At 67.5% G+C, this 15,320-nt stretch carries 15 protein-coding genes; 4 read left to right on the top strand and 11 right to left on the bottom strand.

All coding sequences use genetic code 11. From position 1 onward, the window contains the following. Positions 1–11 precede the first annotated feature (11 nt). Together OSB52_RS21160 and OSB52_RS21155 are read left to right on the top strand one after the other, a co-directional pair. Positions 12–1,295, top strand: a complete 1,284-nt coding sequence (locus OSB52_RS21160) for a MurT ligase domain-containing protein (RefSeq protein ID WP_266063418.1) — start codon at positions 12–14, stop codon at positions 1,293–1,295. Beyond that, a complete protein-coding gene (locus tag OSB52_RS21155) occupies positions 1,292–2,014 on the top strand; it encodes a type 1 glutamine amidotransferase (protein ID WP_266063417.1) in 723 nt (240 codons plus the stop codon). The genes OSB52_RS21160 and OSB52_RS21155 overlap by 4 nt, the downstream gene beginning before the upstream one ends. 323 nt (positions 2,015–2,337) lie before the next feature. Here OSB52_RS21155 and OSB52_RS21150 read toward each other — a convergent pair whose 3' ends face one another. From OSB52_RS21150 to OSB52_RS21115, 8 genes are all read right to left on the bottom strand, one after another. After that, the gene (locus OSB52_RS21150) at positions 2,338–3,066 is read right to left on the bottom strand and encodes a uracil-DNA glycosylase (protein WP_266063416.1); all 729 of its coding nucleotides are present in this window, start codon (positions 3,064–3,066) and stop codon (positions 2,338–2,340) included. Between the two features lie 25 nt (positions 3,067–3,091). Further along, entirely contained in the window at positions 3,092–3,634 is a 543-nt protein-coding gene (locus OSB52_RS21145) for a uridine kinase family protein (protein ID WP_235721701.1), read from the bottom strand. Continuing rightward, positions 3,634–5,238 (bottom strand): alpha/beta fold hydrolase, encoded by a 1,605-nt coding sequence (locus OSB52_RS21140; RefSeq protein WP_266063415.1) that lies wholly within the window; start codon positions 5,236–5,238, stop codon positions 3,634–3,636. The genes OSB52_RS21145 and OSB52_RS21140 overlap by 1 nt, the downstream gene beginning before the upstream one ends. Positions 5,239–5,288: 50 nt before the next feature. After that, positions 5,289–5,900, bottom strand: a complete 612-nt coding sequence (recR, locus tag OSB52_RS21135; protein WP_235721699.1) for a recombination mediator RecR — start codon at positions 5,898–5,900, stop codon at positions 5,289–5,291. Positions 5,901–5,906: 6 nt separating this feature from the next. Continuing rightward, on the bottom strand, positions 5,907–6,278 hold the full coding sequence (locus OSB52_RS21130; protein WP_235721698.1) for a YbaB/EbfC family nucleoid-associated protein: 372 nt from the start codon (positions 6,276–6,278) through the stop codon (positions 5,907–5,909). Positions 6,279–6,299: 21 nt separating this feature from the next. Further along, positions 6,300–6,629, bottom strand: coding sequence for a hypothetical protein (locus tag OSB52_RS21125; protein ID WP_266063414.1), 330 nt, complete (start codon positions 6,627–6,629; stop codon positions 6,300–6,302). Positions 6,630–6,897: 268 nt separating this feature from the next. After that, positions 6,898–7,761, bottom strand: coding sequence for a pseudouridine synthase (locus OSB52_RS21120; RefSeq protein ID WP_266063413.1), 864 nt, complete (start codon positions 7,759–7,761; stop codon positions 6,898–6,900). A gap of 65 nt (positions 7,762–7,826) precedes the next feature. After that, positions 7,827–8,264, bottom strand: a complete 438-nt coding sequence (locus tag OSB52_RS21115) for an SRPBCC family protein (RefSeq protein ID WP_266063412.1) — start codon at positions 8,262–8,264, stop codon at positions 7,827–7,829. Between the two features lie 79 nt (positions 8,265–8,343). Between OSB52_RS21115 and OSB52_RS21110 the strand changes: the two genes are divergently transcribed. Then, positions 8,344–9,735: an FAD-binding oxidoreductase gene (locus tag OSB52_RS21110; RefSeq protein ID WP_266063435.1), complete on the top strand. Its 1,392-nt coding sequence runs from the start codon at positions 8,344–8,346 to the stop codon at positions 9,733–9,735. Then, positions 9,732–11,057: a class I SAM-dependent methyltransferase gene (locus OSB52_RS21105; protein WP_235721694.1), complete on the top strand. Its 1,326-nt coding sequence runs from the start codon at positions 9,732–9,734 to the stop codon at positions 11,055–11,057. The genes OSB52_RS21110 and OSB52_RS21105 overlap by 4 nt, the downstream gene beginning before the upstream one ends. A gap of 58 nt (positions 11,058–11,115) precedes the next feature. Here OSB52_RS21105 and OSB52_RS21100 read toward each other — a convergent pair whose 3' ends face one another. The 3 genes from OSB52_RS21100 to OSB52_RS21090 are packed head-to-tail and all read right to left on the bottom strand — an operon-like array spanning position 11,116 to position 15,317. Next, positions 11,116–13,497 carry a DNA polymerase III subunit gamma and tau gene (locus OSB52_RS21100; RefSeq protein ID WP_266063411.1) on the bottom strand — a complete coding sequence of 794 codons (2,382 nt, stop codon included), beginning with the start codon at positions 13,495–13,497 and terminating at the stop codon, positions 11,116–11,118. 51 nt (positions 13,498–13,548) lie between these two features. Beyond that, positions 13,549–13,995 (bottom strand): hypothetical protein, encoded by a 447-nt coding sequence (locus tag OSB52_RS21095; RefSeq protein WP_235721692.1) that lies wholly within the window; start codon positions 13,993–13,995, stop codon positions 13,549–13,551. A gap of 11 nt (positions 13,996–14,006) precedes the next feature. Beyond that, entirely contained in the window at positions 14,007–15,317 is a 1,311-nt protein-coding gene (locus tag OSB52_RS21090; RefSeq protein WP_266063410.1) for a glycosyltransferase 87 family protein, read from the bottom strand. Positions 15,318–15,320 lie beyond the last annotated feature (3 nt).

Raw genomic sequence — 15,320 nt, 5'->3', positions numbered from 1 at the left:
AGACTCGTGCCATGTCCGACCGCACCAGAGTCCCGATGCGCACCAACCTGGCGCTGGCAGCCGCGTCGGCGGCCCGCTGGGCGTCGCGAACCGCAGGTCGCGGTAAGGGGTCGATGATCGGTGGTCTGGTCGCCGCGAAGATCGATCCGAACATCATGAGCCGCCTGGCCGCCGGCAAGCGCTCTGCGCTGGTGACCGGCACGAACGGTAAGTCGACGACGACGCGGATGACGGCGGCGGCCCTGTCCGAACTCGGCGACGTGGCCACCCAGGCCGACGGCGCCAACATGGACGCCGGCATCATCGCCACCCTCACGCTGCATCGTCCCGCGACGATCTGCGCTCTCGAGGTCGACGAGTTGCATGTGCCGGGTGTCAGCGATGCTGTCGACCCGGAGGTGTTGGTGCTGCTGAACCTGTCGCGCGATCAACTCGACCGGGTCGGCGAGATCAACATGATCGAACGCCGACTTCGCGAAGGCATCTCCCGACATCCGGCGATGACGATCGTCGCCAACTGCGACGATGTGCTGGTCACCTCGGCCGCGTTCGACGCCACCGATGTCGTGTGGGTGGCCGCGGGCGCCGGCTGGGTGGGTGACTCGGTGAGCTGCCCGCGCACCGGCGAACCCATCATCAGATCGGGCGACGACTGGCGCTCGAGCGGTGACGAGAACTTCCGCCGCCCCACCCCCGACTGGTGGTTCGACGACGAGAACCTCTATGGCCCCGGCGGATTCACCGCCCCGATGACGCTGTCGGTGCCCGGTCGCGCGAACCGGGGCAACGCTGCCCAGGCGGTGGCCGCAGCGGTGGCGATGGGCGCCGACCCGGCGAAGGCGGTCGCGGCGGTGGGCACGGTCGGGGAGGTCGCCGGGCGCTACGGCATTCATCAGGTCGGCAACCACTCGGTGCGCACGCTGCTGGCCAAGAATCCGGCGGGCTGGCAGGAAGCGTTGTCGATGATCGACCAGGACGCCGATGGTCTGGTGATCGCGGTCAACGGGCAGGTCCCCGACGGTGAGGACCTCTCCTGGCTGTGGGATGTGCGGTTCGAGGCGTTCGAGACGATGCAGGTGGTCGCCGCCGGCGAGCGTGCGGCCGACCTGTCCGTCCGGCTGCTCTACGCGGGCGCCGAGCACACCACCGTTCCCGATCCGATGAAGGCGATCGCCTCCTGTCCGCCGGGCCGAGTGGAGGTACTCGCCAACTACACTGCGTTCCGCGATCTCGGCACCGCCCTGGAGCGCGCCGAGCGCGCCCGCGGCGCCGACCTGAAGGGGGCGGGGTCATGAGCGAATCCACATTGCGGATCGGCCTCGTCCTGCCCGATGTGATGGGTACCTACGGAGATGGCGGCAACGCGCTCGTGCTCCGGCAGCGCGCGCGCATGCGCGGAATCGATGCCGAGATCATCCAGATCACCCTCGATGACGAGGTACCCGACTCGCTGGACGTCTACACCCTGGGTGGCGCCGAGGACTACGCGCAGCGTCTGGCCACCCGCCACCTCACCCGTTTTCCCGGGTTGCAGCGTGCCGCGGACGCGGGCCGGCCGGTCTTGGCGATCTGCGCGGCGATCCAGGTGCTGGGCCACTGGTACGAGACGTCTGCGGGTGAACGCGTCGACGGGATCTCGCTATTCGACCTCACCACCTCGCCGCAGGAGAGCCGCAGCATTGGCGAACTCGTCACCGATCCGGTTGTCGACGGGTTGACCGCACCACTGAGTGGCTTCGAGAACCACCGCGGCGGAAGCACTCTCGGCGACGACGCGCGGCCGTTGGCCCGCGTGCGGCACGGGGTCGGCAACGGCGTTGGCGACGGCACCGAGGGTGTGGTGCAAGGATCGGTGATCGGCACCTACATGCACGGTCCGGCGCTCGCGCGTAACCCCGAACTCGCCGACCATCTGCTGGCGCGTGCCCTCGGTACCGATTCGCTGGCGCCGCTGGACCTTCCCGAGGTCGAGCGGCTCCGCAAGGAACGGCTCGCCGTCGGGCGGCGCGGCTGAGTTCACCTTCGCCAGGAAAGCCCGTTCATTACCGCTTGCTGAGCTGAGGAGACCCGGAGCCTGCGGCCACCACTATTCCGTGCGCGGCACCCACCGGCGACGACTCACCGCACCGATCGGTCAGGCCGAAACCGCGCGCACACCGTCGGACCGCACTTGGCGCAGTCGGTACCGGACCGATAGTGGGTGTGCGCGTCACGGGCGTGGCCGCAGCGGCAGCGGGAGTCCGGGTGACGGCCCAACCATCGGGCGAGCACCTTCTTCATGAGTCGACCCCCGATCTGCGGCTGACCTCGTTGTCACCGCCCATCGCAGACTACTCGTCAGTCACGACGCGGCCGCTTCGGTGACAGCCCGGCGTGTTCAGCGGCCGCGGTCAGTACATCGGCCAACATCGCCGGGGTGAGCCGGCCGGTGAAAGTGTTGTGCTGACTCACGTGGTAACTGCCGAAGATGGTCAGCTCGGCCTCGCCGCGGCGGATGGTCGTTCGGGCGCCGTGGCCGAACTTGGGTTTCGGTCGGTCGACGCTCCAGCCCAGGTCGGCGAACGCCCGCAGACCCGCCTGCCACCCGAACGCACCGAGCACCACCACCGAACGCAGGGTGGGCTCCAGCAACGCGAGTTCCGCGTCGAGCCACGTCGCGCATCGGTCCCGTTCGGCGACGGTCGGTTTGTTCTGCGGCGGCGCGCAATGCACCGGTGCGGTCATCCGCACCCCGTACAGCTGCATGCCGTCGTCGACGGACACCGCGGTCGGCTGACTCGCCAAGCCCACGTCGTACAGCGCCCGGAACAGCACGTCACCGCTCTGATCACCGGTGAACATCCGGCCGGTCCGATTACCCCCGTGGGCTGCCGGCGCCAAACCCAGGATCACCACGCGTGCATCGGCGGGCCCGAAACCAGGCACCGGCCGGCCCCAATAGGTCTGGTCGGCGAACGCGGCCCGTTTGTCCCTCGCGACCTGCTCACGCCACTCGACCAGACGCGGACAGGCACGGCACTCGACGACGTCGGCGTCGAGCCCCGCCATCGTCGAATAGCCGGCCATGGCTCACCCTAACGCCGGCGGTCGATCAGTCAAGCACACGAGACCGCTGCCGGGTTCCGTCGACGGCGAACCAGCCCCGCTCGAACTGCTGCCACCGCTGCAACAAGGGCCGTGACTCTTCACCATCGCGTGCGACCGCCCGTTCGAGCCGTTCCGCCGCAGATCCACCGTCGAGCCACAGGGAGTGGGTCAGACGCGGGGCGATGCGCCGACGCGCCGACGACACCCCCTCGATGATGAGCAGCGGTTCCCACCGCAACCACACCAGCCGCCCAGGCTTGGCCACGCCGTCCCGCCACACCCGCGGCCGATAGTGGTAATCGTGTCGCCGGATGAACGCCTGCAGGAGGTCGGTTTCCAACTCAGGCCACCAGGCGACGGGATTGTCCCAGGTGGCGAAGTCGTCGGTGCGGATCAGCTGCACTCCGGTGCCGCGCTGACGCAGGCGCGCCACCAGCGCGTCGGCCACCGTCGACTTCCCCGATCCGGACGGGCCGTCGATGGCCACGATGCCCGAGTCCATTTCCGCCGCGAGATCGTCGAGTCCGCGGACGACGTCCGACATCATCACAGTCTCCCGATCCCGGTGGTCGGCGGCGTGGTCAGCGACGCGGTGATCGGCGGTTCCGGGACCTCGGTCACCGTGGTCGTACCAGTGCGCAGGTACTCGACGATCGCACGATCGAGCGGTGGATGCGATCGCCCCAGCTGCGCGTGGTCGCCGCCACCAACGGTGATCAGATGGCTGCCCATCAGCCGGTGCATCGCCAACGACTCGCGGTAGGGCGTTTGCGGGTCGTCTCGCGCCTGCAGCTGCAGTGGCTGCACGGCGAGATGGTTGTTGGTCACCGCCACCGGCGTAGTCACAGCAGGTGCACCCGCACAGGCCATCCCCGACTGGTAATAGAGACCCGGCCCGTCGAAGACGTCTGCCACCACACCGTTGAGGAACACCGACGCGGGGACCTGATGCGGCTGCGCCGGCATCTGGTTCTCGTTGCACATGATCACCGACTGAAGGTCCTGCAGACTCGTCAGGATGGCAACGACCTCCGGGTCGGGTTCGGCCTTCGGTTGGGCGCGGCCGTTGATCCGCATCGCCACGAACGGCCATTTGTTGCGGTCCGGGGCGGCGATGCGAGTGATGCTGAGCAGCAACGAATTCGACTGCATACCCGGAACAGTCAGTGTCGCAATGAGATTCTCCACGCGCGCACGGGCTTCGGCGGTGAGGTTCACCCCGGCGAGATACTGCTGCGCCACCGCACGCAATCCGGTGGGAACGTCACCGACCTGTGCCGGAGGCGCGGCGAGCGACGGTGGCACGCCGGACTCGGCGACAATCTTCGCACTCCACTGCCGATACACCGCCAGCGGCGTGCGCCCGAGGTGATAGATGTTGTCGTGCTTCGCGATCCACACCAACATCTCGTTCATCCGACTCTTGAACGCCTGCGTCTGCGAACCCGGAATCCCGTTCCAGACCAGTGCCGGGTTGACCGCGGAGTCGAGCACCAGCCGGTCGGTGCGCTGCCCGAACAGCGTGGCGTACGTCGACATCAGCAGCGTGCCATAGGAGATGCCGTACAGGCTCACCTTCGATACGCCGAGCACGCGGCGCACGACCTCGATGTCGCGGGCCGTGTTCTCGGTGGTGATGGTGCGTAGGTAGGCGGGCGCCGACGCCGCACAGCGGCGGCGATGCAGTGCCCCGCCCTCGGTGAGCAAGGCCAGCCGCTGCGAGTCGGAGACCGGCGTGCACATCAGCGGCGTCGACGAGAGCAATCCGCGTGGCTGTACGCCAACCAGGTCCCACTCGTCGCGCATCTCATCGGGCACCGGGAGCCGGGAGAACATCCCGATGGCGTCGGAACCGGGCCCGCCCGGGTTGCCGATGAGCACGCCACGACGACGGCCCGGATCGCGCGCCGGGAGCCGGCTGATCATGATGTCGATCGTCGGACCGCTCGGCATCGCGTGGTCGAGCGGCACCTGCACCGTCGCACACCGTGCCGCCGGGGATGCGTCGTGGATCGCGGGGCACGGGCCCCACCGCAACTCCTGCGCGGGTGCCGCATCGGCGGACGGCAGCACGATCGAACCCACCGCCACTGCGAGCGCGACAGCGATGGCAGACAGGCGCCCGATCTGAACGCTTCCCCGGCTGGTCACGGGTCTATCTGTAGCAGACTTGCACTCGCCGCAGAGCCCGGCCGGTCCGCCTAGGCCAGCACCCGTCGGCCCGACAACGCCCGCCCCAGCGTCAGTTCGTCGGCGAACTCGAGGTCACCACCCATCGGCAGTCCCGACGCCAACCGGGTCACCGACAGTCCGGGGAAGTCCTTGAGCATCCGCAGCAGGTACGTCGCGGTTGCCTCGCCCTCGGTGTTGGGATCGGTGGCGACGATGATCTCGGTGACGTCGTTTCCGTCTTCCTGGGTGGCGAGGCGTTTGAGGAGTTCACGGATGCGCAGCTGGTCGGGACCAATGCCCGACAGCGGGTCGAGCGCACCGCCGAGTACGTGGTAGCGGCCATCGAACTCCTTGGTCCGTTCGATGGCGTGCACGTCCTTGGGCTCCTCGACGACACAGATCTTGGTGGCGTCGCGGCGGGCGTCCGAACAGATCCGGCACAACGTGTCGGCCGAGACGTTGCCACATTCGGCGCAGTAGGTGACGTCATCGCGAACCCGGGCGAGAGCCGCGATCAGGCGATCGATCTCCTTGTTCTCCACCGATAGCAGGTGGAAAGCGATGCGCTGGGCACCCTTGGGTCCCAAACCCGGCTGTTTGGCCAGCTCGTCGATCAGATCCTGGATCGGTCCCTCGTACATGGCGGCCTACTGGCCAAGGCCGGGAATGCCGCCGCCGAGGCCTCCGGCGAGCGGTCCCATCTTCTCCTGCGCGAGGGCTTCACGCTTTGTCGACAGGTCGGCGAGCGCGCCGAGCACGAGATCCTGCAACGTCTCCACATCGTCGGCGTCGACGACCTTGGGGTCGATACTCACCGCGGTGACCTCGCCGGTGCCGTTGCCGGTGACCGTCACCAGGCCGTTGCCGGCCGATCCGGTGACCTCGGCCGCGGCGATCTCGTTCTGTGCGGACAGGAGCTGTTCCTGCATCTGCTGGGCCTGGGCGAGCAGGCCGGCCATCGGGTTGTCGCCGCCTTCACCGCCGCCGAAGAGTGCGCTGGGGTCGAAAGGTTGAGTCACGCCTTCAACTGTATCGCCGTCTCAGCGCAGCAACCGATCGACGTGCTCGGCGAGTTCGTCCAGCGTCGCGCCGTCGCCGGGAGTGACGACGAACGAGATCACCTCGTCACCGAAGAGACGGCCGGCCTGACGGGTCAGCGCGAACTCGAACCTGTCGTCGACGCGTCGCCACTGGGTGATGCCGCCGTAGACAGGCGCGCTGGCCCCGGTCGTCACGCAGTACTCGTCGGACCGCGGCCCGCCGGTCAGGTCGCGCTGGATCTGGAAACACGCCATCGACTCGTCGTCGATGAACACCACGGCCTCGCACCCGAGGTCGGGGTGGCGCTCGTAGGTCGCCTGGATGGCCATGTGCTCAGGCTATCGCGTCGACTGGGCGCCGTTTCCCGTCGACTGGGCGCCCTTGATGCTGGTCGAGTAGGTGCCAACATCTCGCTGATCGAGTAGGTCGAGCCGCCAGGCGAGACCGTATCGAGATCAGGTGACGTGGTCTCGATACACCTCGTCGCAGGCTCCTCGGCTACTCGACCACCGACAAGGCGCCCCCGCCTCGGCTACTCGACCACCGACAAGGCGCCCCCGCCTCAGTCACTCGATCGGCGAACAGTGCCCACCGCACTCAGGCAACCGACCGCCCCGACACGAACTCCCGACGCTCCCCCGTCAGCGGGTCGTCGAAGCCCAGCGAGTGCGCGACGAGCCGCAACGGTTGCGTGAAGTCTCCATGGTCCGGCAGTTCCGCCAGGTCGGGACGGATATCGGGATATAGGGGGTCGCCGACGATCCCGACGCCGAGCTGTGCCATGTGCATTCGCAGTTGGTGGGTCCGGCCGGTGTGTGGCTGCAGACGATAGATCCCGCCCGACACGGTCTGGTCGAGCAGAGCGATGGTGCTCGACGCGTTGGCCTCACCGTCGACAACCCGCGCCCGCAGATCACCCGCGGTCTTCTCGATCCGGTTGCTGATGGTCACCGGATCGATGAGGTCGGCTCGGACCGGCGCCAACGCCCGGTACTCCTTGTCGGCGCGACGTTCGGCGAATAACGCCTGGTAGGCCGACCGCACGTCGGGTCGCAGCGTGAACAGCAACACCCCGGCGGTCAGCCGGTCGAGCCGATGCGCAGGAGACACCAGGTCCGAGCCGAGCTCGCGCCGCAGCCGAACCAGCGCGGTCTGCGTCACGTGACGTCCGCGCGGCATGGTGGCCAGGAAGTGCGGTTTGTCGACGACGACGATGGCGTCGTCGCGGTACAGGATCGGCAGGTCGAACGGGATCGAGGTCTCGTCGGGCAGATCCCGGTACAGGTACACCGAGGTGTTCATCCGGGCCGGATCGTCTAGGCCGACGCGGCGGCCGTCGGCGTCGACGATCTCACCACGCGCCGCCCGATCAGCCAGATCATCGATGGTCAGACCACCAAGCGACGGCGTCGCCAGCAGACAGTCGGCGACTGTGTGAGCCGGGCCGAGCCGTAGCACCACCCGGGTCGCGTCGACCCCGTCCCGCGCCGACAGCGGCGGAACGGGTCGTCGTCGGCGGCGGCGGGTCAGCTCTCGAGACGCTTCTTGAGATTGCCGAGCAGCTCGGCCTGGATCTTGTTCAGCCCCTTCGGCGCGAACGTCTTCTCGAAGAAGCCGCCGATGCCGCCGGCGCCGGTCCACGTCGTGGTGGTGGTGACACGGCTCCCGGATCCCGACTTCGCCACCACGTAGGTCGTCACCATCGACGAGTTCTCGTCGTTCTCGGTCACCGTGTCCGGCACCACATTCACGGTCGCCTTCACGTCGCGCTGGCGCTTCTCGGTGGCCTGCAGAATCCAATGCACCACGGTGCCGTCGCCGTTCCCACCGCTGAGCACCTGATAGTCGCGGTAGTTCGTGGGCAGGATTGCCGGGCGCACTTCGTTGTAGTCGGCCAGCGCGGCCATCACCACATCGGGGGCGGCGGCGATGTCGAGCGTTTGCGTTGCGGAAACCTGACCCACGGCGTGTTCTCCTTCGAACTGATTGGCGGGGGGCAAACTCACGTCCTAGGCTATCCAAGTGAGCTCGGACCGGTTGGAGATGGGGGCGCAGGCATTCGACGAGGGTGTTGCGACCCTTCTGACGAGCTATCGCGCGATTCCGCCGGGCGCCACAGTGCGCCTGGCGAAGAAGACGTCGAACCTGTTTCGCAAACGCGCCGAGAATCCGCACCCCGGGCTGGACGTGTCGGGTCTGGACCGCGTGATCTCGGTGGACAAGGCCGCCAAGACCGCCGACGTCGCGGGCATGTGCACCTACGAGAATCTGGTCGCCGCGACCCTGCCGTACGGCTTGGCCCCCAAGGTGGTGCCACAACTCAAGACCATCACCCTGGGCGGCGCGGTCACCGGGTTGGGCATCGAGAGCACCTCGTTCCGCAACGGATTGCCGCACGAATCGGTCCTCGAGATCGACATCCTCACCGGCGGAGGCGAGATCATCACCGCCACCCCCACCAACGAGCATGCCGATCTGTTCTTCGGGTTCCCCAATTCCTATGGCACGCTCGGTTACTCGGTCCGGCTTCGGATCGAACTGGAAGAGGTTGCGCCGTATGTGGCGCTGCGACATGTCCGTTTCGGTCGACTCACCGACCTCCAGGAGACGATGGCGCAGGTCGTCGTCGACGGCTCCTACGACGGCGAGCGGGTCGATTACCTCGACGGGGTCGTGTTCACCGCCGAGGAAAGCTATCTGACTCTCGGCCGCCAAACCGATGAACCCGGGCCGGTTAGCGACTACACCGGAATGAACATCTTCTATCGGTCCATCCAGCACCCGAGCGGCGTGACCCGCGACCGGATGACCATCCACGACTACCTGTGGCGCTGGGACACCGACTGGTTCTGGTGCTCGCGCGCCTTCGGTGCGCAGAACCCGCGCATCCGCCGTCTCTGGCCGAAGAAGTTGTTGCGCAGCAGCTTCTACTGGAAGTTGATCGCCCTCGACCACCGCTACAACATCGGTGACAAGCTCAACGCCCGCAAGGGCGAGCCGCCCAGCGAGCGTGTGGTTCAGGACATCGAGGTGCCGATCGAGAACACCACCGCCTACCTCGAATGGTTTCTGCAGAACGTGCCAATCGAGCCGATCTGGTTGTGCCCGTTGAGGTTGCGTGAGCCCGCCCTTCCCAACAGCGATGCCACCCGACCGTGGCCGCTGTATCCCCTCGAGCCGCGACGTACCTACGTCAACGCCGGCTTCTGGTCTGCGGTACCGGTGACCCCGGGCGACCCGGGGCACACCAACAAGTTGATCGAACGCACGGTGGCCGATCTCGATGGTCACAAATCGCTGTATTCGGAGTCCTTCTATGCGCCGGACGAGTTCGATGAGCTCTATGGCGGTGAGAACTATCGGTTACTCAAGAAGCGGTACGACCCGCAGGGCCGTCTGCTCGACCTGTATGCGAAAGCGGTGAAACGACAATGACCACATTCAAGGACAGTTCGCTGCACAACGGCGCGGCGCCCGCGGCGGGCAAGATGACATTGGCGCAGATCTTCGAGGCCCTGATGGGCGGTAGGCTCACCGTCCGGATCACCGCCTACGACGGCAGCTCGGCGGGCCCGGAAGATGCCGAATTCGGCCTGCACCTCGCCACATCGCGCGGCACCACATATCTGGTCACCGCGCCCGGTGACCTCGGACTCGCCCGCGCCTACATCTCCGGCGACCTCGAACTCACCGGCGCCCACCCGGGCGATCCGTACGGCGCGTTGCGCGCGTTGGCCTCGGACCTCAATTTCGTGCGTCCGTCCCCGTTGACCCTGGCGCACGTCGCGCGGTCGCTGGGTATCGAACACTTCAAGCCGATCGCTCCGCCGCCGCAGGAAGCACTGCCCCGGTGGCGGCGGTTCACCGAGGGCCTGCGGCACAGCCGAACCCGCGACGCCGAGGTCATCCACTATCACTACGATGTGTCGAACACCTTCTACGAGTGGGTACTCGGACCCTCGATGACCTACACCTGCGCGGTGTACCCGGAGCTCGAAGCGACCCTGGAGACCGCGCAGGAGAACAAGTATCGGCTGATCTTCGACAAGCTGCGTCTCAAGCCGGGTGACCGGCTGCTCGACATCGGTTGCGGCTGGGGCGGAATGGTCCGTTACGCCGCACGCCGCGGGGTACATGTGATCGGTGCGACGCTGTCGGCCGAACAGGCCGAATGGGCGCAGAAGGCCATCGTCGACGAAGGTCTCACCGAGTTCGCCGAGGTGCGCCACAGCGACTATCGCGACGTCACGGAGACCGGCTTCGACGCAGTCTCGTCGATCGGGCTGACCGAGCACATCGGTGTCGCGAACTACCCGGCGTACTTCTCGTTCATCCGGGACCGTCTGCGTGTCGGCGGCATGCTGCTCAACCACTGCATCACACGGCCCGACAACCACAAACGCGGCCGCGCAGGGTCGTTCATCGATCGCTACGTGTTCCCCGACGGCGAGCTGACCGGCTCGGGCAAGATCATCTCCAAGCTGCAGGACATCGGCGGCATGGAAGTGGTGCACGAGGAGAACTTCCGCGACCACTACGCCATGACGCTGCGTGACTGGAACCGCAACCTCGTCGAGCACTGGGATGAGGCTGTCGAGGAGGTCGGCGAGGGCACCGCGCGCCTATGGGGTCTGTATATGGCCGGTTGCCGCATCGGCTTCGAACGCGACATCGTCCAACTGCACCATGTCCTGGCCACCAAACTCGACGACAAGGGCGGCAACGATCTTCCACTGCGCCCCTGGTGGGACGCCTGACCTCGACTTCGTAGTACGAACCGCGTTTTTTTCGCCGGTTCGTACTACGGATCCGTGGTCATTCCAACGGCCGCGCACCGAGTTCGGACTTGAGCAGTTCCAGCGCGACCTGGTCGGGGTCGAGGCGCCGTTCCGGCGAACCGGTGCGGGCGTCAGCGACCATCTCGTCACGTTCGGCGTCGGTCAGTTCCTCATCCGCCCGTGGCGGCTCAGGCTCCTCGGGCTCTGGTGCCGGCTCCGGGGTTGCGGCCGGCGATGCCGTCTGATCTCGCCCACGACTCGGCCGTGAATAGGTCGGTCGTTTCGGCGCGGCCTGTGCCGCCGACCGGTCGGCCCGGCCGCGCTGCACCGCGGCCTGAGCGGCCGGTTGTCCGGTCGAGTGCACACATCGCGCGTCGGCCGACGGCCCGAACACCTGCTGCACGGCCGCCCGCAGGTTGCCCGCGTGTTCGTTGCTCAGCCGCCCGACGAGCATCTCGGTGGCGTGGCCGAACACCACGGTGGTGCCGTCCACACCGGCGATCGACGCACCCGACAGCATCACCTCCAGCACCGGCGTGATACCGCGGGCGGCGGCCCGGATATCCGACCAGCGGGCCTCGACATCGGCGACGGTCAACCCAGAATCCTGCTCTTGCGCAGGCTCGTCGGCGGCCGCAGGTACCGGCTCGTCGAAGTCCGGTGGCGGGGCCATGTCGTCGTCGGTCGGTTCGTCGGGCAATGGAATGTCGTCGTCGGCCGATGACGTCGCCTGCGGCCGCGCCTCCGACTGCGTCGCAGTCCGTGCCGGCGGACGCGGGGATGTCGGGTTGGGCGGAGTGGGAACCGGGCGCGCGGGCGGCGTCGGGGTCGCCGACGTCGATTCCGGCGCTGGTGGTGTCGGTTCGGCGCGCGCCGTATCGGGCGCGGTCGGCACGGACACGTCCGGCGCGCCCGACAGCGGGCTCTGCACCTGCGGCGCAACCGGTTCCGGGGACAACGGATCCACCGGTTCCGGGGTCTGCGTGGCGGCCGACGGCTCCGCCCTCACGGGTTCAGTCGGCGCGGGTTCTGCCGCCGGTGGCGAATCGTCGGCAACCAGCGTCTCGGGCGTCAGCGCAGGCGGATCATCGGTGGCCGAAGCTGCTGGCGAGGTGTCCTCATGCGCGGCGCGCGCTGCCGCTGCCTCCTCGGCGGCCTTACGCTGCGAGGGCCGCACATACTTGGGCGCCGACTCGGCATCGGTCGGCGCGGCCGACGCCGACGTTCCGCCGGAAGGGGTTGTCGGCGTGGCACTGCCACCCGTCGCTACCACCCCCGATTCCAGACGTTCGAGGCGCTGCAGCAGTGCCGTGTCCGCGCTGGACGCGGCGGGCAGCAGCATCCGCGCACACATGACCTCGAGCAGCAGACGTGGCGACGTCGTACCTCGCATCTCCCCGAGCGCGGCATGCGCCGTCTCGGCGAACCGGGTCAGCGATGCCGGGCCGAGTACCTCGATCTGACGCTGCATCCGGGCGAGTTGGTCACCGGGCGCCTCGACCAGTCCGCGCTCGGCCGCATCCGGAACAGCTTGCAGCAGAATCAGATCACGCAACCGTTCGAGCAGGTCGACGGCGAATCGACGCGGGTCGTGGCCGGCGTCGACAACCTTCTCCACCGTGCCGAACAACGCCGCACCATTCGCGTCGGCGAGCGCGTCGATGGCCTCGTCGATCAGCGCGATGTCGGTGACACCCAGCAGAGCCAGCGCCCGCTCGTAGGTCACACCTTCGTCACCCGCGCCGGCGAGCAACTGGTCGAGGATGCTCAGCGAGTCACGCGGTGAGCCGCCACCAGCGCGGATGACGAGCGGATACACATCCTGGGCGACCACCACATTCTCACTGGCACAGATCTTTTCCAGCAGGTTGCGCATCACCGGCGGTGCGAGCAGCCGGAACGGATAGTGGTGTGTGCGCGACCGGATGGTGGGGAGCACCTTCTCCGGTTCGGTGGTCGCGAACACGAAGATCAGATGTTCCGGCGGTTCTTCGACGATCTTGAGCAACGCGTTGAATCCCGCGTTGGTGACCATGTGCGCCTCGTCGACGATGAACACGCGATACCGCGACTCCGAGGGCGCGTAGAAGGCGCGATCCCGGAGCTCGCGCGTGTCGTCGACGCCGCCGTGACTGGCGGCGTCGAGCTCGATCACATCCAGATTGCCGGGGCCACCTGGGGCCAACGCCACACAGGAATCGCACTCCCCGCACGGTGTCGACGTGGGTCCGTGCACGCAGTTGAGCGAGCGGGCGAGGATGCGCGCCGACGACGTCTTACCGCACCCGCGCGGGCCGGAGAAGAGGTAGGCATGGTTGATACGTCCCCCGTCGAGCGCACGACTCAACGGATCGGTGACGTGCTCCTGGCCCACGACGTCGGCGAAGGAAGCCGGGCGATAGGTGCGATACAGAGCCACGTGACGAGAGTACCGGCGCAGTCCGACACCCGGGCGCGCTCCCCCACAGGCTCAGGCGACCGCCGAACCACTGCACGTCAGCGCCGGTAGCGGGACCGGCCCGTGGGTCACCGACCGGATCCGGATCGTCAGCGGCCCGCTGGCGTGCAGGTTGTCGATGCGATAGCCGGGGCGATCGGCGAGGCGCGCCGACCAGCGGCGATGGAAGGTTTCCGTATGTCCCGTGGGTAAGTGGGTGATGGTGACCCAGGTGTCAACCGGGTAGGAGCTCAGCGACGCACTGTGGCCCCACACAGCGAACACCCCGGGCCGGCGGGCGTCGGTCCGGACACTCGCACCGCCATAGAACGGGATGTCGAGGATGTGTGGGCTCGGCCCCCAGCAGTGTTGCCCGATCGGCTGGGTCCGCACGCCGGCCTGCGCATGCGCCGTCCCCGCGATCAACCCGGCCGCGACTGCGGACGTCGTGCACGCGACCACCCATGCTCGGCGTCCCATGCGCGGTCTCCTCACTCCCCCGCCAGTGGCCCTTGCACGGATTGTGGCGTCTCCGACGGTGCCGTCGCCACCGTTGTCGCCGAGTCGTCGCCGGACCGTAAGACAACGATGGTCGCGATCACCGTCCCCAGGAAGATCGCGTTGTAGGGGTAGACCGTGAACCACTCCAGCCAGTCGATCCCGTGTTTGAAGAACAGCCCGATCAGATAGGCGTCGGGCACCGTGCGGTTGACGAACCAGATTGGATGGGCCAGGTAGGTGCGCCAGGAGAAGGCGATCAACAGCATCGAGATCAGCCCGGCGGCCGTCAGCGCGTACACCACGACGCCGCGGCCGGGAGTGGCCAACAAATGCAGCCCGATCACCGCGAGCGGGACGAACCACACCCAGTGGTGGCCCCACGACATCGGGGAGATCGCGCACGCGGTCATCCCCACCACCGTCACGGCGAGCAACTCCTGCCCGTGCCGGTGCGCGAGCGTCGCGGCGTACATGCCCAACGCGAGCGCCCCCGCCGCCAGAAACCCCCAGAGCAGGATGTTCGGGTCGTCGGAGTGCAACAAATTGGCCAGCCACCCGCGGATCGACTGGTTACCGACGGTCTGCGGTGCACCGACCCGGTCGGAGTCGAACATCGTGCCCGTCCAGTACACCCACGATTCGCGGGGCAGCACGGCGAACCCGACGATCATCGTGCCGAAGAAGCCGATCATCACCCCGGCCATCGACCGCCACTGGCGCAACACCGCCAGGTACAGCACAAAGATCAGCGGGGTCAGCTTGATGCCTGCGGCGATACCAGTGCCCACCCCGCGCAACCGCGCCCCTTCGCCCCGGGTGAGGTCGGCGACGATAAGCAACATCAGGAAGACGTTGATCTGCCCGTACCAGACGGTGGTGCGTACCGGCTCCAACAGCAACGCCACCGCGACCAGCGACAGCGCGATCACCCGCAACGGCCACGTCGCCGTTCGGCCGAGGCTCTTGAAGCTGAGCATGATCACCAGGTACAGCGCGACGACGATGCCGGCCGACCACACGATCCGCGCAGCCTCGAACGAGATCCAGGTGAACGGGGTGAACAGCAGGATCGAGATCGGCGCGTACGTGTAGTCCATCTGTCCGAGCAGTTTGGCGTCATACAGACTCTCGCCGTCGAGCACCGTGCGTGCGCCGGACAGGTACACGTCGAGGTCGAGCTGGTTGTCGAACAAGCCCCAGAAAGGGGTGGTGTAGGGGACGATCACGTCCTGCAACCACAGGGCGAGAAGGCCGATGAGCACGGAGCCGACGGCGATCAATGCCGGCCGGTGTCGCTTCACTCC

Source organism: Gordonia aquimaris (assembly GCF_026262595.1).
In the GTDB taxonomy this organism is placed as follows: domain Bacteria; phylum Actinomycetota; class Actinomycetes; order Mycobacteriales; family Mycobacteriaceae; genus Gordonia; species Gordonia tangerina.
This window is presented reverse-complemented; position numbering and strand designations above follow the sequence as displayed.

Excerpts from the sequence above, each read along its gene's own strand:
- OSB52_RS21110 (WP_266063435.1), top strand. The coding sequence starts at position 8,344 with ATGGGGGCGCAGGCATTCGACGAGGGTGTTGCGACCCTTCTGACGAGC.
- OSB52_RS21125 (WP_266063414.1), bottom strand. The coding sequence starts at position 6,629 with ATGGCCATCCAGGCGACCTACGAGCGCCACCCCGACCTCGGGTGCGAG.
- OSB52_RS21150 (WP_266063416.1), bottom strand. The coding sequence starts at position 3,066 with ATGGCCGGCTATTCGACGATGGCGGGGCTCGACGCCGACGTCGTCGAG.
- OSB52_RS21160 (WP_266063418.1), top strand. The coding sequence starts at position 12 with ATGTCCGACCGCACCAGAGTCCCGATGCGCACCAACCTGGCGCTGGCA.
- OSB52_RS21145 (WP_235721701.1), bottom strand. The coding sequence starts at position 3,634 with ATGATGTCGGACGTCGTCCGCGGACTCGACGATCTCGCGGCGGAAATG.
- OSB52_RS21155 (WP_266063417.1), top strand. The coding sequence starts at position 1,292 with ATGAGCGAATCCACATTGCGGATCGGCCTCGTCCTGCCCGATGTGATG.
- recR (WP_235721699.1), bottom strand. The coding sequence starts at position 5,900 with ATGTACGAGGGACCGATCCAGGATCTGATCGACGAGCTGGCCAAACAG.
- OSB52_RS21105 (WP_235721694.1), top strand. The coding sequence starts at position 9,732 with ATGACCACATTCAAGGACAGTTCGCTGCACAACGGCGCGGCGCCCGCG.
- OSB52_RS21095 (WP_235721692.1), bottom strand. The coding sequence starts at position 13,995 with ATGGGACGCCGAGCATGGGTGGTCGCGTGCACGACGTCCGCAGTCGCG.